The sequence below is a fragment of the Stenotrophomonas maltophilia genome (assembly GCF_900186865.1).
GTDB classification, from domain to species: domain Bacteria; phylum Pseudomonadota; class Gammaproteobacteria; order Xanthomonadales; family Xanthomonadaceae; genus Stenotrophomonas; species Stenotrophomonas maltophilia.
In genome coordinates this window covers 2,599,457-2,621,754 of record NZ_LT906480.1, presented here as the reverse complement: position 1 = coordinate 2,621,754, position 22,298 = coordinate 2,599,457, and the positions used below count along the sequence as shown (strand labels likewise).

General features: G+C 65.6%; 28 protein-coding genes and 2 pseudogenes. 18 read left to right on the top strand and 12 right to left on the bottom strand.

What is annotated here, in order from left to right; translation table 11 throughout:
• Positions 1–49: 49 nt before the first annotated feature.
• The 5 genes from CKW06_RS12620 (at position 50) to CKW06_RS12600 (ending at position 3,559) form a co-directional block, all read left to right on the top strand.
• The gene (locus CKW06_RS12620) at positions 50–991 is read left to right on the top strand and encodes a hypothetical protein (RefSeq protein WP_005413479.1); all 942 of its coding nucleotides are present in this window, start codon (positions 50–52) and stop codon (positions 989–991) included.
• Positions 979–1,737: a PIG-L deacetylase family protein gene (locus tag CKW06_RS12615; protein ID WP_024956833.1), complete on the top strand. Its 759-nt coding sequence runs from the start codon at positions 979–981 to the stop codon at positions 1,735–1,737. The genes CKW06_RS12620 and CKW06_RS12615 overlap by 13 nt, the downstream gene beginning before the upstream one ends.
• Entirely contained in the window at positions 1,734–2,321 is a 588-nt protein-coding gene (locus CKW06_RS12610) for a class I SAM-dependent DNA methyltransferase (RefSeq protein WP_005413477.1), read from the top strand. The genes CKW06_RS12615 and CKW06_RS12610 overlap by 4 nt, the downstream gene beginning before the upstream one ends.
• Positions 2,318–3,004, top strand: coding sequence for a glycosyltransferase family 2 protein (locus CKW06_RS12605; RefSeq protein WP_024956834.1), 687 nt, complete (start codon positions 2,318–2,320; stop codon positions 3,002–3,004). The genes CKW06_RS12610 and CKW06_RS12605 overlap by 4 nt, the downstream gene beginning before the upstream one ends.
• A gap of 207 nt (positions 3,005–3,211) precedes the next feature.
• On the top strand, positions 3,212–3,559 hold the full coding sequence (locus CKW06_RS12600) for a BLUF domain-containing protein (protein WP_050426942.1): 348 nt from the start codon (positions 3,212–3,214) through the stop codon (positions 3,557–3,559).
• A gap of 13 nt (positions 3,560–3,572) precedes the next feature.
• Here the strand turns inward: CKW06_RS12600 and CKW06_RS12595 are convergent, their stop codons facing one another.
• Positions 3,573–3,965, bottom strand: coding sequence for a response regulator (locus CKW06_RS12595; RefSeq protein ID WP_024956836.1), 393 nt, complete (start codon positions 3,963–3,965; stop codon positions 3,573–3,575).
• 129 nt (positions 3,966–4,094) lie between these two features.
• On the opposite strand from CKW06_RS12595, the gene CKW06_RS12590 reads away from it, so the two are divergent.
• From CKW06_RS12590 to CKW06_RS12580, 3 genes and pseudogenes are all read left to right on the top strand, one after another.
• On the top strand, positions 4,095–4,523 hold the full coding sequence (locus tag CKW06_RS12590; RefSeq protein WP_231347454.1) for a hypothetical protein: 429 nt from the start codon (positions 4,095–4,097) through the stop codon (positions 4,521–4,523).
• A gap of 159 nt (positions 4,524–4,682) precedes the next feature.
• Positions 4,683–5,204 (top strand): annotated as a pseudogene (locus CKW06_RS12585) (ferritin-like domain-containing protein).
• 37 nt (positions 5,205–5,241) lie between these two features.
• A complete protein-coding gene (locus CKW06_RS12580) occupies positions 5,242–6,150 on the top strand; it encodes a manganese catalase family protein (RefSeq protein WP_024956837.1) in 909 nt (302 codons plus the stop codon).
• A 121-nt stretch (positions 6,151–6,271) separates the two neighbouring features.
• On the opposite strand, the gene CKW06_RS12575 is transcribed toward CKW06_RS12580, so the two are convergent.
• Positions 6,272–6,595: a KGG domain-containing protein gene (locus CKW06_RS12575; protein WP_005409695.1), complete on the bottom strand. Its 324-nt coding sequence runs from the start codon at positions 6,593–6,595 to the stop codon at positions 6,272–6,274.
• A 302-nt stretch (positions 6,596–6,897) separates the two neighbouring features.
• Between CKW06_RS12575 and CKW06_RS12570 the strand changes: the two genes are divergently transcribed.
• From CKW06_RS12570 to CKW06_RS12560, 3 genes are read left to right on the top strand one after another with little or no spacing between them, the layout of a single operon-like run.
• Positions 6,898–7,365 carry a BLUF domain-containing protein gene (locus tag CKW06_RS12570; RefSeq protein ID WP_024956838.1) on the top strand — a complete coding sequence of 156 codons (468 nt, stop codon included), beginning with the start codon at positions 6,898–6,900 and terminating at the stop codon, positions 7,363–7,365.
• Positions 7,362–8,129, top strand: a complete 768-nt coding sequence (locus tag CKW06_RS12565) for a DUF72 domain-containing protein (protein ID WP_024956839.1) — start codon at positions 7,362–7,364, stop codon at positions 8,127–8,129. Before CKW06_RS12570 ends, CKW06_RS12565 begins: the two co-directional genes overlap by 4 nt.
• Positions 8,122–8,856, top strand: a complete 735-nt coding sequence (locus tag CKW06_RS12560; protein WP_024956840.1) for a DNA-formamidopyrimidine glycosylase family protein — start codon at positions 8,122–8,124, stop codon at positions 8,854–8,856. Before CKW06_RS12565 ends, CKW06_RS12560 begins: the two co-directional genes overlap by 8 nt.
• A 38-nt stretch (positions 8,857–8,894) precedes the next feature.
• Here CKW06_RS12560 and CKW06_RS12555 read toward each other — a convergent pair whose 3' ends face one another.
• Positions 8,895–9,392: a YciE/YciF ferroxidase family protein gene (locus CKW06_RS12555; protein ID WP_005409691.1), complete on the bottom strand. Its 498-nt coding sequence runs from the start codon at positions 9,390–9,392 to the stop codon at positions 8,895–8,897.
• 251 nt (positions 9,393–9,643) lie between these two features.
• Here CKW06_RS12555 and CKW06_RS12550 point away from each other — a divergent pair, with 251 nt between their 5' ends.
• The gene (locus CKW06_RS12550; protein WP_005409690.1) at positions 9,644–9,820 is read left to right on the top strand and encodes a DUF3606 domain-containing protein; all 177 of its coding nucleotides are present in this window, start codon (positions 9,644–9,646) and stop codon (positions 9,818–9,820) included.
• A gap of 13 nt (positions 9,821–9,833) precedes the next feature.
• Positions 9,834–12,383 carry a DNA ligase D gene (gene ligD, locus CKW06_RS12545; RefSeq protein WP_024956841.1) on the top strand — a complete coding sequence of 850 codons (2,550 nt, stop codon included), beginning with the start codon at positions 9,834–9,836 and terminating at the stop codon, positions 12,381–12,383.
• A 7-nt stretch (positions 12,384–12,390) separates the two neighbouring features.
• Here the strand turns inward: ligD and CKW06_RS12540 are convergent, their stop codons facing one another.
• Complete coding sequence (locus CKW06_RS12540) at positions 12,391–12,651, bottom strand: hypothetical protein (protein WP_224482002.1); 261 nt, start codon at positions 12,649–12,651, stop codon at positions 12,391–12,393.
• A gap of 189 nt (positions 12,652–12,840) precedes the next feature.
• Between CKW06_RS12540 and CKW06_RS12535 the strand changes: the two genes are divergently transcribed.
• On the top strand, positions 12,841–13,290 hold the full coding sequence (locus CKW06_RS12535; protein WP_005409687.1) for a BLUF domain-containing protein: 450 nt from the start codon (positions 12,841–12,843) through the stop codon (positions 13,288–13,290).
• 9 nt (positions 13,291–13,299) lie between these two features.
• On the opposite strand, the gene CKW06_RS12530 is transcribed toward CKW06_RS12535, so the two are convergent.
• Positions 13,300–13,530, bottom strand: a complete 231-nt coding sequence (locus CKW06_RS12530) for a hypothetical protein (RefSeq protein WP_024956843.1) — start codon at positions 13,528–13,530, stop codon at positions 13,300–13,302.
• Between the two features lie 224 nt (positions 13,531–13,754).
• Between CKW06_RS12530 and CKW06_RS12525 the strand changes: the two genes are divergently transcribed.
• The gene (locus CKW06_RS12525) at positions 13,755–15,272 is read left to right on the top strand and encodes an FAD-dependent oxidoreductase (RefSeq protein WP_024956844.1); all 1,518 of its coding nucleotides are present in this window, start codon (positions 13,755–13,757) and stop codon (positions 15,270–15,272) included.
• A 3-nt stretch (positions 15,273–15,275) separates the two neighbouring features.
• Here the strand turns inward: CKW06_RS12525 and CKW06_RS12520 are convergent, their stop codons facing one another.
• From CKW06_RS12520 to CKW06_RS12510, 3 genes are all read right to left on the bottom strand, one after another.
• On the bottom strand, positions 15,276–15,698 hold the full coding sequence (locus tag CKW06_RS12520) for a low affinity iron permease family protein (RefSeq protein WP_005409684.1): 423 nt from the start codon (positions 15,696–15,698) through the stop codon (positions 15,276–15,278).
• Positions 15,695–15,949 carry a hypothetical protein gene (locus tag CKW06_RS12515; protein WP_024956845.1) on the bottom strand — a complete coding sequence of 85 codons (255 nt, stop codon included), beginning with the start codon at positions 15,947–15,949 and terminating at the stop codon, positions 15,695–15,697. The genes CKW06_RS12520 and CKW06_RS12515 overlap by 4 nt, the downstream gene beginning before the upstream one ends.
• A gap of 213 nt (positions 15,950–16,162) precedes the next feature.
• On the bottom strand, positions 16,163–17,194 hold the full coding sequence (locus tag CKW06_RS12510; RefSeq protein WP_231910752.1) for an SDR family NAD(P)-dependent oxidoreductase: 1,032 nt from the start codon (positions 17,192–17,194) through the stop codon (positions 16,163–16,165).
• Here CKW06_RS12510 and CKW06_RS12505 point away from each other — a divergent pair, their 5' ends adjacent.
• Complete coding sequence (locus tag CKW06_RS12505) at positions 17,195–18,022, top strand: GlxA family transcriptional regulator (protein WP_231910751.1); 828 nt, start codon at positions 17,195–17,197, stop codon at positions 18,020–18,022.
• Positions 18,023–18,155: 133 nt separating this feature from the next.
• On the opposite strand, the gene CKW06_RS12500 is transcribed toward CKW06_RS12505, so the two are convergent.
• Positions 18,156–19,109 (bottom strand): alpha/beta fold hydrolase, encoded by a 954-nt coding sequence (locus CKW06_RS12500; RefSeq protein WP_024956848.1) that lies wholly within the window; start codon positions 19,107–19,109, stop codon positions 18,156–18,158.
• 168 nt (positions 19,110–19,277) lie between these two features.
• Between CKW06_RS12500 and CKW06_RS12495 the strand changes: the two genes are divergently transcribed.
• Positions 19,278–19,847 carry a TetR/AcrR family transcriptional regulator gene (locus CKW06_RS12495; protein ID WP_024956849.1) on the top strand — a complete coding sequence of 190 codons (570 nt, stop codon included), beginning with the start codon at positions 19,278–19,280 and terminating at the stop codon, positions 19,845–19,847.
• 62 nt (positions 19,848–19,909) lie between these two features.
• Positions 19,910–20,386 carry a nuclear transport factor 2 family protein gene (locus tag CKW06_RS12490; protein WP_024956850.1) on the top strand — a complete coding sequence of 159 codons (477 nt, stop codon included), beginning with the start codon at positions 19,910–19,912 and terminating at the stop codon, positions 20,384–20,386.
• Between the two features lie 83 nt (positions 20,387–20,469).
• Here the strand turns inward: CKW06_RS12490 and CKW06_RS12485 are convergent, their stop codons facing one another.
• The 3 genes and pseudogenes from CKW06_RS12485 to CKW06_RS12475 all read right to left on the bottom strand — a co-directional run.
• The gene (locus CKW06_RS12485; protein WP_024956851.1) at positions 20,470–20,940 is read right to left on the bottom strand and encodes a hypothetical protein; all 471 of its coding nucleotides are present in this window, start codon (positions 20,938–20,940) and stop codon (positions 20,470–20,472) included.
• Positions 20,941–21,297: a hypothetical protein gene (locus tag CKW06_RS12480; RefSeq protein ID WP_024956852.1), complete on the bottom strand. Its 357-nt coding sequence runs from the start codon at positions 21,295–21,297 to the stop codon at positions 20,941–20,943.
• A 493-nt stretch (positions 21,298–21,790) separates the two neighbouring features.
• Positions 21,791–22,241: pseudogene (locus tag CKW06_RS12475) on the bottom strand (tetratricopeptide repeat protein); the annotation flags it as partial.
• Between the last annotated feature and the right edge of the window lie 57 nt (positions 22,242–22,298).

The following is a 22,298-nucleotide window of genomic DNA, read 5'->3' as shown; positions in this document are numbered from 1 at the left end:
CGCCTGCCGCCTACGTTCATGGCGTATCTCCATTGCAGGTCTGCCACCCATGCAGGATGTGACGTCATCCTCTTCGCTGTTCAATCGCGCACGCCAGGTGCTGGTGCAGCAACCGGCATTGCCTTTGCCCGGTGGCGGCCAGACGCTGCAGCGTTGGCAGGCGCTGGCAGCCTGGGGGGCAGAGGATCTTTGCCTGGCCAAGGTACTGGAGGCCCACTATGACGCCCAGGCGATTGCTGCCGAGTTGAGGGCGCCCATCCCTGCTGAAGACACGTTGCTGGCGGTGTGGGCTGCAGAGGGTCCGGCCAACACCGTTCGCATCGATGCCGGCGGTGGGTTGTACGGTGACAAACCCTGGTGTTCCGGCAGCGCATGGGTGGATGCGGCACTGGTAACGGTTCGCAACCCGCAGGGCGTGTGGCTATGCCAGGTAGCGGCGGAACACTGGCACACACTTGCGGGCGAGCCATGGCCTGCCGTGGGCATGGCCGCAATCCCTTCCACCACGGTGCGCTTTGACGGCGCACCGATGGTGATCCTGGGGACGCGCGATGACTACCTGCAGCGCCCGGGCTTCTGGCACGGCGGGGCAGGCATCGCGGCGGTCTGGTTTGGTGCAGCGGCCGCTTTGGCCGAGCGCATGCGACCGGCCTGCACCGAGGGAAATCGCGCGCGGCTGCTGGGTGAAGTGGACCTCGCCCTGGGCCCGGCAGCCGCGCTGCTTCGCGAACTGGCGGCGCACATCGACGCCGCGCCCGAACTGGCCCATCGCGAAGATGTAGTGCGCGTGCGCTGTGTCGTTGAGCGCGCGGCAACGCGTGTGCTGGACCTGGCGGGTCGCGCGCTGGGCCCGGGCCCGATGTGCCTGGAGGACGCCCATGCCCGGCGCTGCGCGGACCTGACCGTGTTTCTTCGCCAGAGCCACGCCGACCGCGATTGGGAATGGCTGGGCGAGCAGCGTGCAGCACAGGAGGCAACATGGGCGCTGTAGCCAGGCCCCCCCTGCAGGGGCAAGGAACCCAGGAGCAGGCCTGGCTGCACTGCGATTGGCTCTGGCAGCAACCGACCACATCGGCAACCGCACTCTGCAGCGGGCATGACCGCATGGTGGTGGTCGCGCCGCATCCGGACGACGAAATCCTCGGCTGTGGCGGGCTGCTGCATCACGCTGTGGGGCAGGGTATCGACGTCAGTGTCGTTGCCGTGACCGACGGCGAAGCATGCTACCCGGGCGAGCCGTGGTGGACGCCCGAACGCCTGCGATCAGCGCGCCGAGCGGAGCTTGCCGCGGCATTGGGCGAACTCGGTATTCCGGTCGGCTCCATCTTCCACCTGGGTATCGCCGACGGCGCGGTCAGCGCGCATGAGCAGGGGCTGGAAGGTTGGCTGCAGCAGTATCTGCAACCGCGCGACCTGGTCCTGGCGCCATGGCGGTTTGATGGTCACCCCGATCACGAAGCGGCAGGACGCGCTGCCTGCCGCGCCGCGCGGGCGGTTGGTTGCCACCGGCTGGAGTACCCGGTGTGGGGCTGGCACTGGCTTGACCCTGCCTGCGCACATATGGCGTGGGAGGTTCCGAAGCTGGTCGACATTTCAGCAGTGGCGTCCGCAAAGCGAAACGCAATCGCGCATTTCCGTACGCAGACCGGCGACGTGGCGGGCCTGAACAGCCCGCCGGTGCTGCCCGCACATGTACTCGCCCGATTCTTCCGAAACTACGAGGTATTCCTTGCATGAGCGCGCAACCGTACTTCGATGACCTGCATGAGCAGGAGGACCCGTTCGGCTACCGCAGCCGGTGGTATGAAGAGCGCAAGCGTGCGCTGCTGCTGGCAAGCCTCAGCCAGCGCCAATTCGCTCGCGGCTGGGAACTGGGGTGTTCCAACGGCGTACTGACCGAGGCGCTGGCCGCACGTTGCGAACGCCTGCTGGCAACCGACATCAGCCCACGTGCGGCGTTCCAGGCGCGCCGCAACCTGGCCCATCTGCCGCACGTGCAGGTTCATTGCGCCAGCCATCCCGAGCAATGGCCGCCAGGACGCTTCGACCTGATCGTCTGCGGCGAAATGGGCTACTACCTGGGGGCAGGCGCACTGCGCGAGCTGCGCGGTGGCATCGATGAAGCACTTCGCGATGACGGCCTGCTGGTCGCCTGCCATTGGTTGCCCTCGTTTGCCGGACGCGCGAGCCGGACCGAGGTGGTGCATCGATGCCTGGGGGAAGGCCTGCAGGAGGCCTTCCACTACCGCGATGCGGACTTCGTGCTTCAGGGATGGACACGGGGCCCCTTGTCATTGGCCCGGAACGAGGGCCTGCGGTGATAGGCGTCCTGATACCCGCCCACAACGAGGCGGACAGTATCGCGCGGTGCCTGCAATCCATCCGGGTGGCGACCCTTCACCCAGGCCTCGGCGGCGAAGCAGTGGAGGTGATGGTCGCGCTGGATGCGTGTACGGATGCAACGGGCACCATCTGCCGCCAACACCTGGTCGGCAGCGTGCAGCTGGATGCACGCTGCGTCGGTGTCGCCCGGGCCGCAGCCGCTGCTGAACTGCTGGGGCGGGGCGCCAGGTGGCTGGCAAGCACGGACGCTGACAGCGAGGTGCCTCCCGAGTGGCTGGCCGCACAGGTTCAGGGCGGTTGTGACGCTTTTTGCGGACTGGTGGACATAGCGACGTCCTGCCAGGGTGAACGGCGCCTGCGCAGGGCATTCCAGGCAAGACAGCAGTGGGGCGACCATCATGGGCGCATCCACGGTGCCAACCTCGGCGTCTCTGCCAGTTCCTATCGGGCCGTTGGCGGCTTTGCTCCCCTGCACTGTAGTGAAGACGTGGCGCTTGTCAGAGCGCTGCAACGCTGCGGTGCGGTGGTGCGATGGGCCGGCGCTCCCGTGGTGATGACAAGTGCGCGTCTGCAGGGGCGCGCTACAGACGGATTCTCCGCTTATCTGGCGGCGCTGGGTGGCGAGCGCTCTGGCGCGGAAGCGTCGGCCCTGGTCACCTGAGGGTCAGCCACACCGTCACGCAAGCGCCCGTGTTATCGGAGCGTGCGGTTGAGGAGAGCGTTGGGACAGCGCAGGCCACGAAGGCCCTCATCACTGCCTACCTCCGCGAAGCGATGATGGACGAGCAGGAAATCTCCTGCGTCAGAAGGAACGAATGTGCCCCTCCGTGCAGTCGCCTACGCAAGTGAGGCGACATCGGGGCTTTCCATGGACCATGTGGATGACCTCGCCAGGGCCGCCGCCCGCTTCAACTTCGAAGCCGGCGTTACGGGTGTGCTTCTTTACGACGGGCTCCGTTTCCTCCAGTACATCGAGGGACCGGAAGACAGCATCAACGTGGTGTACAGCCGCATCCTCAGTGCCCGCAGCCATTGCGAGCTGATCGAGCTGGGCCGGGGCAGGGTTTCCGGCCGGTTCTTTCCCTACTGGTCAATGCCGCTGCTGTGGGTCGATGCCTCCGAGATCCGCAGCGTGGCGCGCAGCAACTGGGATGGGCTCTCCCGTGGCGGCGCGCTGTGCCAGCTGAGCCTGGTGGTGGCCCCGCACCTGGGGTGACCACCCATGGCAATCAATGCGCCGGCGGTTGCACGCAGCCATCCCCCATGACGCGCCGAACCGTCGCCTGCAACTCGCCGACGTGGAACGTTTTGGCCACGAACGCGGCGCGACGGTGACGCTGCGGCACCAACTGGTCATAGACTGCGGATACGAACAGGAACGGAATGCCGAGTTCCGTCAGGCGATCAGCCACCGGGAAGACCACGCCGTCGCGAAGCTCGACATCGAGCACGGCGCCGTCGAATCGCTGGTTGTCCAGCAGCCCCAGCGCATCGAACACGCTGTAGGCATGTGTCACCTGATCGCCTGCGTCCTCCAGCGCCTCTTCCATCAGCGCAGCCAGGTCGAGCTGGTCTTCCACCAGCAGCAGGTTGCATCTGCGCTGGCTCATTCCGGATTGCATGCGTGCACGCCTGTGTTGTCCTGGGAACTGCAGTCTGTGCTGTGCTGCATCAACGCCATGCGTGTGCATTGTCAGCCCGGCGCGAAGCCCCCGCCCCCCCGAGCGCGCCGCCAACCGGGTGGAGGAGGTGTGGAAGGTGCCCTGGATTTCGTTGACGGCGTCTTGGCACGCGCTGTGGATACTGCCGCCGTCCCCCGCATCGGAGATTCTGTCATGCCGCTATCCGGAACCGATTCTGTCGCTCCAGGCGTACTGCGTGTCGAGTGCATGCCACTCGACTGCGGCGGTGCCGCCATCGTCGTGGAGCTGGACCGGGCGCCTGAACGGGCCTGGATGAAGTCGCTGAAGCGAGCACTGCTGGCCGACGACGCCATGGAAGGCGCACAGGCCAAGTTCGATGGGCGCTTCGTCTACGTCGTGGGCGTGGATGGTGGCGGGCATCGTGCTCAACATCGGGTAATGCAGGCCGTGATGGCGGCGGGCGGCGCGTGCGCCTCGAACGCCAGGCGCGAGCGACCTGCAGTCGGCGTGGGCGTATCCAGCGCAATGGCGACCTGAGAGCACCTCCTGGGTGAAACGCAGGGCTGCGGATGTTATCGCCGCATCACTACTGCGTGCAGCGCCCACCTTCGGCGGCTCACACCGGCCGACAGGGCGGTGATTGCCGGCGCTCCACCATGGTCTCCGGAGGCATGTCGCCCCGCACCGGAGATCGAAATGGCAGACCAGAACAACGCCCGAAGCGAGCGCCTGTTGAAGTGGCTGCAGGACGCCTACGCCATGGAACAGGAGGCGGAGACCATGATGAAGGCCATGGCTTCGCGGATCCAGAACTATCCCCACCTCGCTGCACGGATCGCCCAGCACGTCCAGGAGACGCAGGGGCAGGCCGCCTCGCTGCGCCAGTGCATTGAAGCGCTTGGAGGAAGCGTGCCGACCGCCAAGGGACTGTTCGCCAGCATGACTGCGGCTCTCCACGCGGCCGGCACAAGCCTGATGGAAGACGAGGTGGTCAAGAGCGTAGGGCTCTAGTTCGGCTTCGAAAACACCGAGATCGCCACCTACCGGGCGCTGGTGATTGCTGCCGAGCGTGCCGCAGCGCCGGACATCGCCGCGGTCTGTGGCCAGATCCTGCAGGAAGAGATCGCCATGGCGCGCTGGCTGGAAGACCACCAGGACGGCCTGGTCGGTGCGTTCCTCAATCGCGACGAAACGCCGGGCGCGCAAGCCAAGCGCTGACCCCGAAGCCAGCACAGCCAGCCATTGGAGAAACCCCATGTTCTTTCATCACAAGAAGCTGATGTACACCGTGCGCGTGCGCGAATCCAACCCGCAGCTCGCCAGCCTCATGCTTGAACAGTTCGGCGGCCCGCAGGGCGAGCTTGCTGCCGCCATGCGCTACTTCACCCAGGGACTCGGCGAATGCGATCCAGGCCGCAAGGACCTGCTGATGGATATCGCCACCGAAGAGATCAGCCATCTGGAGATCATCGGCACCATCATCGCCATGCTCAACCGCGGGCCGAAGGCCATTCAGTCCGAAGGGCTTGCCGAGGCCGAGGATATGCGGCTGCTGGGGCAGAACAGCACCAGCCATACCGAGCAGATCCTGTACGGTGGCGGGCCGGCACTGGTCAATTCCAGCGGGGTGCCGTGGACAGCGGCCTACATCGACTCGATCGGGGAACCTACCGCCGATCTGCGCTCCAACATCGCTGCGGAAGCGCGCGCCAAGCTGGTGTATGAGCGCCTGATCAACGTCACCGACGACCCCGGCATCAAGGACGCGCTGCGTTTCCTGATGACGCGCGAGATCGCGCACATGAAGTCATTCGAGAAGGCGCTGCACAGCATCCAGCCCAACTTCCCGCCGGGCAAGCTGCCGGGGGACCCTGCGTTCACCGATCTGTACATGGACATGTCGCAGGGCGGCGGCGCCGACGACCTGCAGGGCAGCTGGAACAGCGGCGAGCTATGGGAGCGGGTCAGCGACCGCGAGGCACAGACCGCTGTGGATGGTGGCGACGGCGGCGGCACGGTGGACCTGGACGCGCGCGAACAAGCGGCGGTGCAGGCCATGGCCCTGCGTACACTCTCCGACCCGGAAGCGCGGCCGACCACCGGGGCCGAGCTGGGGGCCGGCCCGGGCGCGGGAGCACTGGACCTGCCACCACGCGAGCCGTGAAAGAGCTGGGGCGCGCATCTGCGGCGCCCCAGTGGCGAAGCCCCTGATCAGCGTCAAGGCGTACGAAAGTGGGCGGACATCACGTCCGCCCACGAAGCGGTGCATCTGGCTTCAGCCGCGATCAGCGCTGCTGGCCACCGCGGTTGTTACCGCCGCCGCGTTCCTGCTGTTGCTGCCCGCCGCCCTGGTTACCGCCCTGGTTTCCACCCCCACGGCTGTTCTGGCCGCCTTCGCGGCCGATGTCCGCCATGTGCTGGCGATCCTGGCTCACCGCTTCGCCGCCCTTGCGGCCGGCTTCGCGTGCTTCTTCCGAGCTGAATTCATGGGCGTTGCCTGACTCGTGCGCGGCACGTCCACCCTTGGCGGCGATCTCGCGCTGCTTGTCCTCGTCCATCGAAGCGAAACCGCGGTTGCTGTTGCCCTGGTTCTGGTTCTGGTTGGCCATGGAAAGTCTCCCTGGGTTGAGCCGCCCGACTGGCGGCAGGGACCATCTTCCAGATCCGGCGCTAGACGGCGGTGGCATGACCGCCAACGTGGCGTCATCCGGAAGCCCACGATTCCTCATCCGGTCTCCACGAAACGTCGTGCACGCGCGTGTGCGCCCGCAGGCGCGCCCGCCGCGCTCGAGCACGTGTCAAGGCGATGCGGCGGGCCCGCGCCTCAACTCGACGCAGCCTCTACGCCGGCCTCACTGCACATACGACCCGCGACGCTAAGGTAGAGCTGTCTGCAACAACCGGTGGTGCCATGCCTTTTCGTGCGATTGCCTATGTGAGTGAAGCGTCCCCGAGCCTGACCGAAGAGCGGCTGCAACGGCTTGTGGCCGAAGCGGTGAAGTTCAACGAATCCGTCGATGCCACCGGCACGTTGCTGTTCGACGGCTCGCGCTTCCTGCAGTATCTGGAGGGCCCGGAGGCGGGGATCAATGCCGCGTACACGCGCATTCTCGCGGCCGGCAGCCACAGTGGGATCGTCGAGCTGAACCGGGGCAGGGTGGGGCGGCGGCAGTTTCCGCACTGGCGGATGCGCAGCGTGCGGGTGGATGAGCTAGCGCTGGGAAAGATCGCCATCTCTGACTGGACCGGCTTCGTGCGCAGCGCGTCGGCGCTGGAGTCGGGCGCCAGCGCACTGGATCGTCTGCTGTCGGTCTCGCAGTTGCAGACGGATGCAGGTGCGGGAGAGACCCTGGAACCGTACGGGCAGCTGGTACGATGACGGCGGCGGCCGCCCCCCGTGCAACCGCCCCACTGCGTGTCGGCTGTGCGGGCTGGTCGCTGCCGCGCGCGGATCAGGAAGCGTTCGGCGCGGGCGACACCGCGCTGCAGCGCTACGCCACACGCCTGCCGATGGTGGAGATCAACTCATCCTTCTATCGACCGCACCAGGCCAGGACCTATGCGCGATGGGCGGCGAGCGTGCCGGAGGGCTTCCGGTTCGCGGTGAAACTGCCGCGAGAGATCAGCCATGAGCGTCGGCTGCGCGACGCAATGCAACCACTCGAGCGGTTCCTTGAAGGCGTGCTGGAGCTGGGTGAAAAGCTCGGGCCGTTACTGCTGCAGTTGCCGCCGAGCCTGGTGTACGACACGGCCACGGCCAGAGCATTCCTGCGGGGCCTGCGCGCGCGCACCCGGGCCGATGTGGCGTGCGAGCCGCGCCACCCGAGTTGGTTCACGCCGGAAGTGGATGCGCTTCTGAGCGCGCATGGCGTGGCACGGGTTGCCGCGGATCCGGCACGTGTGCCGGCGGCAGCGACGCCCGGCGGTGACCGCGCGTGGAGCTACTGGCGCTGGCACGGCCAGCCACAGATCTATCGCAGCGCCTACGACGAACCCACCCTTGCCCACCTTGCGCGGCAGCTGCTGGCCGAGGCCGACGCGAAACGACCCGCCTGGTTCGTACTGGACAACACCGCACTGGGTCACGCCACCGGCAACGCCCTGCACCTGCAGGCGCTGCTGCAGGAGAAGGAACATGCCTGAAGGCCCTTCGATCGTCCTGCTGCGCGAAGCAGCGAGCCACTTCAAGGGGCACGTGGTCCGCGCCGTCTCCGGGAACAGCCGGGTCGACCTGTCGCCGCTGCAGGGCCGAAGGGTCAAGGCGGTCCGCAGTTGGGGCAAGCACTTCCTGCTGGAATTCAGCCGCCACACACTGCGCATCCATCTGATGATGTTCGGCAGCTGGCGCATCGACGAACGGAAGCCAACCCCGCCGCGTGTATCCCTGCGGTTCGACAATGGCGAGCTGAACTTCTATGCGTGTTCAGTGCGGCTGATCGAAGAGCCGTTGGACGAGGTCTACGATTGGCGCGCGGACGTGATGAACGATGCCTGGGATCCGAAGCTGGCCCGGCGCAAGCTGAAGGCAATGCCGGACGTCATGGTCTGTGATGCGCTTCTGGACCAGACGGTCTTTGCCGGCGTGGGCAACATCATCAAGAACGAGGTGCTGTTCCGTATAGGCGTGCACCCCGCCACGCGGCTGGGCGACCTGCCACCGCGCAGGCTCACCGCGCTGATCACGCAGGCCCGCGCCTACAGCTTTGATTTCCTGCAGTGGAAGCGCCGTTTCGAGTTGAAGAAGCACTGGCAGGTACACACGCGCAGGATCTGCCCGGCATGCGGCGGCCCGATCAGCAAGCTTTACATGGGCACCACCCGGCGGCGCACGTTCTTCTGCCCGAACGACCAGGTGCTGTACCAACCCTGAGGCCGCCGTCCATGGCGGCCGGCTTCGGCGCGCGTCGATCAGGCGGCCTGTGCCGCCTTGGCATTGCCGCCGCCCTTGGCCAGCAGGGTGAGCTTCTCGTCGGTGGCCTTCTCTTCCTCAAGCGTCTCCAGCAGCAGCGGAAGGGCGTCCTTGTAGCCCAGCTGCTTGGCCAGCGCGGCGATGGTGCCGTAGGACGCGATCTCGTAATGCTCGACCTTCTGCGCGCCGCCGATCAGGGCGGCATCGCGCACAGGGCCCTTGTCGATGCTGTCGATCACTTCCTTGCCTTCCTCCACCAGACCTTCCATCGCCGCGCACTTGATGCGCTTCAGCCGGATGCCGAGAACCTCCACCACCTGGTCGATGCGCTCGATCTGGCCCTGGGTTTCTTCCAGGTGCGTTTCAAACGCTGTGGCCAGGTCAGGGTTCTCGGCCGCACGGGCCAGGCGCGGGAGGGCCTTGGTCAGCTGCTTTTCGGCGCTGTAGATATCCGAGAGTTCGTGGATGAACAGGTCTTCCGCTGTCTTGATAGCCATGCTGGGCTCCGCTGTGAGTGGAGCGCTCAGCGTAGGTCCCGCCCGGTTGCGATCAGGCGGGGGCCAGGTGAAGGCGGCATGTGAACGCCAACGCGAGCCCTGCGCGTTGTCTTCACGAGGTGGCGTCCGTCGCCCGCCTGCCGCAGTTCCGATGCCGGCAGGCCTTCGCCATCGCTTCACGGTGGCATCGCCTGGTGCCCATGGGCCGGCCGGTACGGTCACTTCACGCCCGATCACGCGTGGAGACTCCCATGAGCGATGACAAGAAGAACACCGGCAGCCCGGACCGGGATCGCATCAACGTCAACGAAGACTATGAACTGCAGTACTGGACCACGACGCTGGGTGTGTCAGCCGAGGAGCTTCGGGCCGCGGTCGCCGAGGTCGGGCCCACCGCCGCTGCTGTACGCAAGCACCTGGGAAAGTAGCGCGGAGCTGCCCATGTCACTGGTCGAGTACCGCCGCAAGCGTCGTTTTGACCAGACCAGGGAGCCCGAACCGGGCAAGGCGCTGCCAAAAGGCCAACGCGCCATTTTCGTGGTGCAGTTGCATCATGCCAGCCGCAGGCACTACGACTTCCGCCTGCAGGTGGGTGACGCGCTGAAGAGCTGGGCCGTTCCCAAGGGCCCCAGCTACGACCCGAAGGTCAAGCGCATGGCGGTGGAGGTGGAGGATCATCCCGTCGACTACGCAGCATTTGAAGGCGAGATTCCCAAAGGCCAGTATGGCGGCGGACATGTCGCCCAGTTCGACCACGGTGTGTGGGCCACGCAGGGCGACCCGGAAGCCCAGCTCGCCAAGGGCCATCTACGCTTCGAGCTGTTCGGCGCCAAGCTCAAGGGTGGATGGCATCTGGTCCGTTCCGGCAAGCCTGCGCGCCAGCCGCAATGGCTGCTGTTCAAGGATGACGATGAATTTGCCAGCGATATCGAGGCAGACGATCTGCTGGCGGATGTTGCTGTGGCGCCCCCGGAAGACCTGAAGCGTGCCGGGGCCGGAAAGATCGCGAAGAAGAAACTTACGGTCGTACCGCCCACACGCACCCGACGAAAGAACTGGGCGAAGAAGGCCCTGGCGCTCAGCAAGGCGAAAAAGGCGGCAGCGCCGTCCGGACCGTTTGAGCCGCAGTTGGCCAAGCTGGGCGACGCGCCGCCCCAGGGCGGGCAGTGGGTGCATGAGATCAAATGGGATGGGTACCGCATCCTTGCTACGGTGGCTGAGGGCAACGTGCAGCTGTGGTCGCGGAACGCACTGGAATGGACCGGCAAGCTGCCTGAAATACGTGACGCGATCGCGGCACTGGGCCTTACTTCGGCGGCACTGGACGGTGAGCTCATCGCCGGCGCCGGCACCAAGGAAGACTTCAACCTGCTGCAGGCCACGCTCTCCGGCGAGCGGCAGAGCATCCTGACCTACGCATTGTTCGATCTGCTGCATCTTGATGGCGTGGACATCGCCGATGCGCCCTTGCTGGAACGCAAAGCCCTGCTGCACTCCGTGCTGGAGGGGCAGGGCAGGCCATTGGCGTTCAGTTCGCATGTGCAGGGGGATGGCGACGAGGCCTATCGCCTGGCCGGTGAGCAGCACTTCGAAGGCATCATTTCCAAGCGCGCCGATCGCAGCTACCACAGCGGCCGCAGTGAGGATTGGCGCAAGACCAAACAGCTGGCCAGCGACGAGTTCGCGGTGGTCGGATACACCGCGCCGAAGGGCAGCCGCACCGGGTTCGGCTCGCTGCTGCTGGCGCGGCGAGACCGGAAACATGGCTGGCTCTACGTCGGCCGCGTCGGGTCCGGGTTCTCGGACGAACTGATCGGCGAAGTCAGCAGGCGCATCGAAGGCGGCGGCGGCCGCAAGCCGACGGCGCACGTGCCCACCCAGGACACCGACCTTCGCGCCGCGACCTGGTTCGCACCGCGTTTCGTGGTGGAGGTCTTCTATCGCGGGATTGGCGGGCAGAAGCTGTTGCGCCAGGCATCGCTGAAGGCGGTACGGGCGGACAAGGACATCGCCGATCTCGAAGATTCCGATCGCTCCGGGCCGGCCATGCCCTCTGGTGGACAGCCCGCATCCAGGCGTCCTGCGCGCGATACGAAAAAGTCACCCGCTACCGGCCGCACACCGCCCGCGCTTTCGTCCCCCGGCAAGATCCTGTTTCCTGGCGATGGCTACACCAAGCAGGAGGTATGGGACTACTACTCAGCAGTGATGGAGCACCTCCTGCCCGAGGTGGTTGATCGTCCGCTGTCGATCATCCGATGCCCCAGTGGCACCGCAAAGCCCTGCTTCTTCCAGAAACACCACACAGCCGGGCTGGAACTGGTCGATCCGGTAAGGCTGAAGGAGGAAAGCGGCATCAACGCCCATTACCTGGTGGTGCGTGACGCGGCCAGCCTGCTTGAACTGGTGCAGTTCAACGCGTTGGAGTTCCACCCTTGGGGCAGCCACGCCGAAGCGCCCGACAAGGCCGACCGGGTGGTGTTCGATCTGGATCCAGGACCGGACGTACCCTTTGCAGAGGTCAAGAAGGCGGCAACCGACATCCGCAAACTGCTCGCGCAGCTGCAGTTGGAATCGTTCCTGCGTGTCTCCGGCGGCAAGGGCCTGCACGTGGTGGTGCCGCTCAACCCGGGATGCGACTGGGACCTGACCAAGCGCTTTGCGAAGGGCTTCGCCGATGCGCTGGCGCAATCCGAGCCCCAGCGATTCCTGGCAACGGCCACCAAAAGCCTCCGCAACAAGCGGATCTTCGTCGACTACCTGCGCAACGGGCGCGGTGCCACGGCAGTCGCGTCCTACTCGCTGCGGGCGCGGCCGGGCGCACCGGTCGCGTTGCCGATCGCCTGGGGCGATCTGGCGAAACTCAAGCGCGCAGACGCGTTCACGATCAAGGACGTGCCAGCAAAGCTCAAGCGGCGGCGCAAAGACCCCTGGGCCGGCATTGGGAAAGTGAAGCAGAATCTGGCGCGCTGGGCGCAGGCAGACCCGTAGCCCGCGCCTACGCGTCGGATCCCTGCGCGCTGCCGGGCAGGACATGATCGCATTCGACCAGCCGCGCGTTGCTGACCGTCTGGCGCGAAGGACAAGCGCCGCACACCAGCGTCGTTCCACCGGGCACCGCCCCCAACGCGTCCCCCGACAACTGTGTAATCCCGCCGCAGGTGTTGCAGCGCACGCGAATGGACCTGACGCGCTCAATACCCTGCACGCCGGAAACAGCGTCCAGCTCCAGAACATGGAAAAGGCCGGTATTGGGCATGGGGCGCTCCCGAGTCATCTGGCCCAAGCGTAAACGATCCATGGCATGGGCGGTGTAGGCGTCCTGCATGCCGTTTGTCAGCTGGAACCCAACTGATTCACAAAATGCACATGATGGGAACAACTGCGGGGCGCAGGTGGCCTATCCTACGGCCACGGAATCTGGGGGGATTCGCTACAGGAGCAGTTAATGCCGATCAGGGCAGTCGCATACGTCAGCGAAGCGGGCCCAGCCGTTGCTGGTGATCCGTTCGGCCTGGGCAGCGGAAAGCTCGACGATCTGGTCGATGATGCCGCCCGCTTCAACCGCAGTGCCGGCGTCACCGGCGTTCTGCTGTTCGACGGCAGCCGCTTCCTGCAGTACATGGAGGGGCCCGAAGACGGCTTGAGGGTGGCGTACTCGCGGGTGGTGGGCGCCTCCAGCCATACCGGGCTCATCGAGTTGCAGCGCGGCAGGGTGGGCAACCGGCGGCTCCCGTTCTGGCCGATGCGCTGGCTGCCCACCCAACCCGAGCAGTTGAAGCTTCTTGCCCGCGCGGACTGGTCAGGGTTCGCCCAGCACAGCGGTGACGATGCGCCAACCGAGACGGCGATGGATATCCTGGCCAGGTTGGTGGAACCCTACGCGGTCGCGGCGTGATCCACCGGCCTAGCGGCCTCCATAGCGCGCCGCGCATGGAATCTCTCCGCTGCACGCGTTGAGGTGCCCGGTGCGCATCACGCAATACAGCCGGGCCTCCGGGTCTGCACTGGCAGCAATGTAGTCCAGTGCCTCGGCAAGCATGCGGACGAACTGCTGCTCGGGGTAGAACGCTGCCCAGGTCGGCAGCAGTTCGTCCAGTTGCGCGATCATCAGATCGATTTCCAGGTGCGTGCTCACTGCCTGATCCTCCTTCCAGGCAGGTTAGCTACCACGCTGCAAGCAGAGAGTTGCGGTTCGCAGAGGCGACACAGGCGTGTTGCCCACGCAGCGCTCATCTGGCCTTGACCATGGCGTTGATCGTCGCAGCGCGTGAGCATCATCTGCACGGCCGCGCCACCCTCGTTTCACCCGGCAAGGCGTATCAGAGAGGCCTCCCAGCTGAAGCTGCAAGGATCCCTTTCATGTCCGAACCGTTCCCGCGCGCCAGCTTATGGTCAGCTGACACCGAGTCGCATTGCTTCCGCCCCCTTGCCGGCACGACGCGCGCGGACGTGCTGGTGGTGGGCGCCGGAATGACCGGCCTGCTGACAGCGGCCCGCCTGGCGGATAGTGGCCTGGATGTGCTGGTGGTCGATGCAGGGCCCATCGGCGGGCGAAATACGGTGATGTCCACGGGCAATCTTTACGCGCCCGTCTCCCGGCTGGCAGAACTGGTCTCGCGCTGGGGCAGCGACACGGCCAGTCGTATCGTGCAGTGGCGGCAGCAGGCGCTGCGCGCCATCGAAACGCTGGTTCATCGCTACGATCTGCGTTGCGGCTTCGAACGCGTGGCCATGCAGTACGGCATGCAGGAGCGCACGCGCGAGGTGACGACGCGATTCGAGCGTGAACTTCAGGCCTATCAGCGCGTAGGCCTGCAGTGCGAACACCAGCAGTCAGGTCTGCCGTTCGCATTGGGCCACGCGTTCCGTGTTCCCGATCAGGCGCAGTTGGATCCGGCGGCCTTCTGCAGGGAGCTGGCGCGACACCTGGTGGGCCGGGTGCGCATCTACGACTGGACCCAGATCAACAGCATCGAGGCATCAGCAGGCGTTGCCACCGCCCTTGGCGGCCGCATCCATGCCAGGCACTTCGTGCTCGCCACCCACTCGCCAGCAGGGTTCAACCTGGTGCAGGCCGAGATGGAGGTGTACCGCGAGTACGGCGTGGCGGTGCCGGTTGCCAATCCGCCAGCGGCAGGTATTCATTGGATCGCCGATCGGCACCGCTCGCTGCGCGGGGTGCGCGGTACTGATGGCCGCGACTGGCTGGTGCTGGTCGGCGAGACACATCGCACCGGCGAAACCCCGGTGATGGATCCGGCACAGCATCTGGTCGCCGACGCGCGTCGCAACTTCACCGTGCAGGGCGAGCCGCTGTGCTGGTCGGCGCAGCAGTTCCGTGCAGCCGACCAGCTGCCCTACATAGGCAGCAGCGCGCACGACAATGTGTGGGTCGCCACCGGCTATGGTCCCGATGGCTTGACCTGGGCGGGCGTGGCCGCTCGTGCGATCACCGAGGGAATCATGGGCACGACCAGCGAGATCGAGAAGCTGCTAAGCCCCATGCGCTTCACGCCAGTGCGCTCGGCGGCCGGCTGGGCCCGTACCAATGGCACAGTCGCACGGCACATGGTGGGAGATCGACTTGGCGCTGCGCCGTCGCACTCACCCAGCGAGTTAAGCCGTGGCTGTGGTGCACTGCTGGACGTGAATGGAAAGCGGACCGCCGTCTACCGCGATGAGCACGGCCAGCTGCACGCGATGTCGGCGCTGTGCCCGCACCTCAAGTGCGTTGTCCAATGGAATGGCCATGAACGCACATGGGATTGCCCATGCCATGGCAGCCGCTTTTCCGCCACCGGGGCGCTGCTGGAAGGCCCCGCCCGGCAGGGCCTCGCGTCAGAATCGCTGCAGGCGGAGCAGCCGCTGCAGCGGTGACCCTCAGGCTTCGGCGGCCGCATCCGCCTCGCAGGGCATGCAGCGTTCCTTCTTGGACTTGATGTCTGCAGCGGTCTTCGCCAGCGCCTCGTAACGCTGGCGAATCTCTTCAAGGTGCGCCGGTTCCATCGACTCCAGGTTCAACAACTCCTGGTTGGCGTCCTTGCTGACCCGGATCAGTTCATCCAGCTTGATGTGCAGCGCGGCCGTATCGGCATTCTGCGTATGCTGGATCAGGAACACCATCAGGAAGGTCACGATGGTCGTTCCCGTGTTCACCACCAGTTGCCACGTATCATTGAAGTGGAAAGCCGGCCCGCTGGCGGCCCAGGTGATGATCACCCCCAGCGCCGCGACGAATGCGCCCAAGCTGCCGGACAATCGTGCCGTCGCGGCCGCGACCCGGGCGAAGCCGCGCCGGATCACTCGTCACCTCCCGCGGCCTCCTCATCCGTTCGACGATCTGGCAGCCTGACCCGCTCACCCAGGCGCTTGGCCTGCTCTTCCGGCGCTGGCGCGGCGACGAAGGGGGAGATCGGATCACTGGCAGGGAAGGTTTCCTGCAGCGCTTCGTCATGATTGCGGTGGTTGTGCAGCTTTGCCTGCAGCGGGCTGACAGGATCGGGGCGCTGCGCTTCCGCGTCCGGGTGGGGGAGGTCTTTCTGATCGCGTTGCATGGTGAATCTCCAGGTTGATCACCACCCCTCAGGTGGCGGGCCCAGCATAGGAGTGCGCTGTGAGCGGCCCCATCAAGGGCGGGGCAACGTGGCGTCAAACCTTCAGGCAACACGCGTTAACAATCAGCAGGGTGGGGCAGCGTAGCGCTCAACGCGACGCCGCCCGGCCATCGCTCCATCCCCTGCACCGGGCGTCTGTAGCCCGTTCGCCGGTCAGACCCTGCTCATATAGCGCTGTGCCGGCTGGGCACGCGAAAGCCCCGGCGCCATCGCCTTGCGTGCGTGCTCGAAGGCGTCCCACTCAGCGATGTCCGGAAGCGCCGGAATGGTCACGCGTTCGCCCTGCGCCAGCCCGGCCAGGGATGCATCCACCATGTCCTCGGCGCTCATCACGATGCCCTGCGGCAGGTGCTCCACCGGCAGGCCGGAGAGGTGCCAGAAGTCTGTTGCGGTAGCCCCCGGCAGCACAACCTGGACGCGCACGCCCTTGTCGGCCAGCTCATGGTGGAGCGACTGCGAAAACGCCAGAACGAACGCCTTGCTTCCCGCGTAGACGCCGTTGAGCAGCTCGGGCGCCAATGCGACGATGGAGGCGATGTTGATGATCGTGCCCTGGCCATGGGCCACGAACACCGGGGCGGCGGCGTAGGCCAGACGCACCGCGGCGTTCACGTTGAGCGTGATCATGCGCTCCATCTCGCCGATGTCCGACTGCAGCAGGGGAGCCGTGGCGCCGATGCCGGCATTGTTGACCAGCAGTCGGATATCCGCTCGGTCTCGAATGACGCTCTCAACTTCGGCAAGCCCGACGGAGGTAGTCAGGTCCGCCGCGACAATGTCCACTGCGCGGCCGGTGCTGCGGGCGAGTGCTTCGGCCAGTTGGCGCAGGCGGTCGCCGCGTCGCGCAACCAGGATCAGGTCATGGCCGGCGCGGGCCAGGCGATCGGCATAGATCGCGCCGATGCCGGACGATGCGCCGGTGATGAGAGCGGTGCCTTGAGGGGTAGGGTTGTTCACGGTGGTCAGTCCGAAGCGGCGGGCGTCGCCGGGGTCAGGGCCAAATCTAGGCCGGCTTGTGAATGGCGTAAATGTCGTATATACCTCGTTTACGGCCACTCCCGAAAAACCGCCATGCTCAGTGTTGGATTTGTTCTGCCATCCGGGTTCCAGACCATGGCGATCGCGGCGGCGTCCGCCTTCGAACTGGCCAATGCCACCGAAGGCGCGCGCCTTTACGATCTGCACATGCTCTCCGAACAGGGCGGGCTGGTGCCCAGCTCGCTTGGCATGGCCATGCAGACGGCGCCGCTGGCGCAGCAGCCGCTGGATACTCTGATCGTGGCCGGCCTGCTGGAGCCAGCCCCGTCCACCGGCACGCTGATCGAACTGATCTGCCAGGGGGGCACGCGCACGCGACGGACCGCGTCGGTGTGCACAGGCGCCTTCATTCTTGGCGAAACGGGGCTGCTGGACGGGCGGCGCGCCACCACGCACTGGTTCCACGCCCGTGCGCTCAAGCAGCGCTTTCCCGCCGCGCAGGTGGAGGAAGATCGCATCTTCATCACCGATGGCCCGATCTGGACTTCCGCCGGCATGAGCGCGGGGCTGGACCTGGCGCTTGGCATGATCGAGAACGACTTCGGTGCGGAGTTGTCCAGGGCGGTGGCCCGGAAGCTGGTGGTCTACCACCGCCGTGGAGGCGGGCAGTCCCAGCATTCGGTGCTGCTCGAGCTGGATGCCCGGTCCGATCGCATCCAGAATGCGCTGACCTTCGCGCGTGGCAACCTGCGCGCCACCTTGTCGGTTGAAGAACTGGCCCAGGCCGCACATCTCAGCACCCGTCAGTTCAGTCGCGCGTTCCGCGAAGAAACCGGGCAATCCCCTGCGAAGGCGGTGGAGAGCCTGCGCGTGGAGGCCGCTCGCGTGCTGATCGAGCAGAGCCGCTACACGATGGATGAAGTCGCGGCCGAAACGGGCTTCGTTGACACCGAACGCATGCGAAGAGCGTTCCTGCGCGCCTTCGGCCAGCCCCCGCAGTCCCTGCGGCGCAACGCACGGGGCGGGGCGGACTGAGTTCGTCTTTGCGGGGACCTGTGCGGAGCCGAGCCATGCCCGGCTGCCGATGTCCGACACGAAAAGGGCCGCATGGAGGCGGCACCCTGCAGGATGAAACGGGCTCCGGCGCAGTGCCGGAGCCCCCTGTTGCTCACTTTTCCTGCAGGAACGTCAGCAAGTCCTGGTTGACCTTGTCCTTGTGGGTGTCGGTCAGGCCATGCGGCGCACCCGGGTAGACAATCAGCCTGGCGCCCTTGATCAGCTTTGCCGACTGGCGGCCCGAGATATCGATCGGTACGATCTGGTCGTCATCACCGTGGATGACCAGCGTTGGCACATCGAACTTCTTCAGGTCCGCGCGGAAGTCGGTGGCCGAGAACGCAGCGATCGAATCGTAGGTGTTCTTGTGGCCGCCCTGCATGCCCTGCGCCCACCACGCATCGATCAGCCCCTGCGACACCTTCGCGCCCGGGCGGTTGAAGCCATAGAACGGGCCCGACGGAATGTCCTTGTACAACTGGGCGCGGTTGTCCATCTGTGCCTTGCGGATGCCATCGAACACTTCGATCGGCAGGCCGTTGGGGTTGTCGGCGCTCTTCAGCATGAACGGCGGCACCGAGCTGATCAGCACGGCCTTCTTCACTCGCCCGGTGCCATGCCGGCCGATGTAGCGCGCCACCTCGCCGCCACCGGTAGAGAAACCCACTAGGGTCACATCGTGCAGGTCCAACGTATTGATCACCGTGGCCAGGTCATCAGCGTAGTGATCCATATCGTTGCCGTCCCACGGCTGGCTGGAACGACCGTGGCCACGACGGTCATGCGCGATCACGCGGTAGCCATGATTGGCCAGGAAGAGCATCTGCGATTCCCAGCTGTCCGAATTCAACGGCCAGCCGTGGCTGAAGGTCACGACCGGGCCGTCCTTCGGACCCCAGTCCTTGTAGTACAGCTGCACGCCATCGGCGGTGGTGATGTAGCTGGCGGTGCGCGCGATGGCGGTGACTGCCGCCGGCTTGGCCGGTTCGGCGGCCTGTGCGAACAGACCGGCCTGGACCGAGAGGGCGAGGGCGGCAACGGCCAGTGAGCGGGCGAGGGTATTCATGCGGGAACTCTCATGGGTGGGTGGTGAGACGTACTTTGCGCCTGCAATCAGGCGTCCGGGTGATGCACTGTCCGGATTTCTTGATAGATCGTCTTGCACCGATGTGCTCGCACGAATTGCCCGCCACCGCCTGTTGACGAGGGAGAATGATCGTTCTACCTTGTGGCCATGAGCAAGGCCATCACCGACACCCAACAGAAGATCCTGGCCACGGCCGAGGCACTGATCTACCAGAACGGGATCCACGCCACGGGCATGGACCTGCTGGTGAAGACCTCCGGCGTGGCGCGGAAGAGCATCTACCGCCACTTCGAGAACAAGGACGAGGTGGCCGCTGCTGCGCTCAGGGCGCGCGATGTGCGTTGGCTGGCCTGGTTCCGGCAGGAGTGCGACAAGGCGGACACTCCGGAAGCGCGCATCCTCGGCATGTTCACCGTGCTCAAGAGCTGGTTTCAGTCCGAGGGCTATCGCGGTTGTGCGTTCATCAATACCGCAGGCGAGGTCGGCGACCCGGCCGATCCGATCCGGCAGATCGCGCGTGATCACAAGCAGAAGCTGCTCGATTACACATTGGAACTTACCGGACAACTGGATGTGGAGCAGCCGGCGGCATTGGCCCGTCAGCTGCTGGTCCTGATGGAAGGCGCCATCACCCTGTCGCGCGTGATGGGTGATTACGGCGCCGCAGACACCGCGAAGGATGTCGCGAAGCTGTTGTTGGAACAGGCCAAGCGTTAGCGCCTGAGTACGCCAGATCCTTTGAAGCAACCCGTCTGTCCATTTCGATTGGAGGTCTCCCTGTGTCCGCAGAACACCCCCGTCCGCCGCTTCCTCCGTTCACCCTCGAATCGGCCACGCAGAAGGTGCGCCTTGCCGAGGATGGCTGGAATTCCCGCGATGCCGACAAGGTGTCGCTTGCCTATTCACTCGACACCCAGTGGCGAAACCGCGCCGAGTTCACCAACGGCCGGGAAGAAGCCCGGCAGTTCCTGGCGCGCAAATGGAACAAGGAGCTCGAGTACCGCCTGATCAAGGAGCTCTGGGCCTTTACCGAAAACCGTATTGCTGTCCGCTACGCGTACGAATGGCACGACGACTCCGGCAACTGGTTCCGTTCCTATGGAAATGAGAACTGGGAATTCGGCGCCGATGGCCTGATGCAACGCCGCTTCTCGTGCATCAACGACCTGCCGATCAAGGAAAGCGACCGCAAGTTCCATTGGCCGCTGGGGCGTCGCCCGGATGATCATCCGGGGTTGTCTGAGCTGGGTTTGTGATTCCCGCTGAGGCGCCATGCGAAGTGCGCTCGGGTACGATGGGGCGGGCCTGCAACGCTATTTTATAGTCGAGCCCTGCTCGACTACTGCCTGCCGCACCGCGCGCCATCAGGCACCTCGCCAACAAGGGCCCGCCGCACCCGATCCATCAAAACAGGCTCCGGCACACCAGCCAACACTTGCTCCAGATAGTCCATCGGTTCCATCTGCCATTGAAGAAGCGCCCGCAACTGCACAACGTCGGGCGCCCGCTGCCGGGCGTCCAGTGAAACCTGCAGGAGCAGATAGTGCGAGCGCCTCTCCACCCACAGCACCGGGACGCCCCTGCAGTAGATCTGCAAAGTGGCGTCTTGACGTTGTTCAACGAACTCAAAGCCCTGCTGTGGCCGCGCTTCCACAAACTGCCTTGCCTGTCGGCGGAGCAGTGAAAAGCGATCGTCAGGGATGCTCTGGAATGCGAGCTGCTCAGGCCTCGGCGGCACCGGCCACTGAATCTGTACCGCAACCACCGCTGCAAGGCAAAGCACCATGGTCGCCCAGCGGCACCACGCCACTCAACCCTCCGGATGCAGCCGCGTACTGGCGTGTGCGGTAAGGCCGATTCCGGCCATGATCAGGCCCTCCATGACGCGAGGGCCAACGTACTGCTCCAGCTCGCCATTCTCGCGGGCACGCTGTGCGGCCAGCAGGATCTCCAGCACCACCCGAAGACCCGCCAGCGAGCAGTCGGTATCCGCCAGGGCGATGCGTCGGCCGGGCATTTGATGGCGTTCAGGCCACGGCTGGCCATCGGAGGCGACGCCCGAGCCGATGCTGTGCAGCAGGGCGATAAGGGTGTTCGGGTCCAACGCATGACCGTTCGCGGGCGCGTCGTGGATCGGGTGCGGGGCAGGGGAGTGGGACTGGCTCATGGCTGGGCTCCTTGCGTGCAGGCAGAAGCCGCCACCGATAAAGGTGGCGGACGGTGCGTGGTTCGAAACCCGGTGTGCAATCAGACCGGCGGGCGCAAGGCCCCCACGCACCGCCCGCCATAGCCGGCTGACGGATTGCCAGTCGGCACCACGCAGGGTGGTGCCGACTGGCAAGCGCTTTTTACGATTGCACAACCGGGGTTTCGAAGCCCGGCCACCTGTTCGAGATGGCACGGAAAGGAATACGCCCGGCTGTGCGCGATGCCAATGCAGTAAGGCCGATGCCGTCACCACATTCAACATTTTCAGAATCGTTGCATGCGGCGCAATTGGGCGGAAGCCTTGTGTTGCAAGGCTGTCGCCGGTGTCAGTAGTGCAAGCCAGCAGAGTGTCGGCATCCGCCCGGCGAGGCCGTGAACGAGGCGGATACGACAGAATTGCCAGAGGCTGCCCGGCGTCAGTAGCCCTTCAACGCGACCTTGGTCCGATCCAATCATGCGGCATTGTGGCTGCGCGCGTGGTGCGACCAGTGCTGCGCATCGTCGATGATGCTGGCGAACAGGCTGCGGGCTTGCTCACAATCGTCGGGCTGCGGCCTGTGCCATCAACCATTCGGCGTACAGGCAGCGAGCGGCCGCATCGTTTCCGCCCAGCGTCTCCACCGCAGGCGCGACGTGCCCGGACTCGAGGCGGGCACGCGCGAGGCCGGCCAGGATGTGGGAATCGTTGCCCAACGGCGAGCTGGCTGCCTGCTCAAGCAGGGTTCTGGCTTCCTCGGCCTGGCCGGCATCCAGCAGCGTCATGCCCAGGCGAACTCGGTTCTGCACGGTGGGCGTACGCGCCAGTTCGGCACGGACGTTGCGCAGGTCCTGGCCCGGGTCCATGAGCTGCTTGGCGGAGCGGACGACCTGCCGGGCACCGCGCGAATGGCGGACTTCTGGGAACTAACCTATAGAGGCTCTGACCTGAGCGGACGGCGTATCAGCCAACTCCATGAAGAC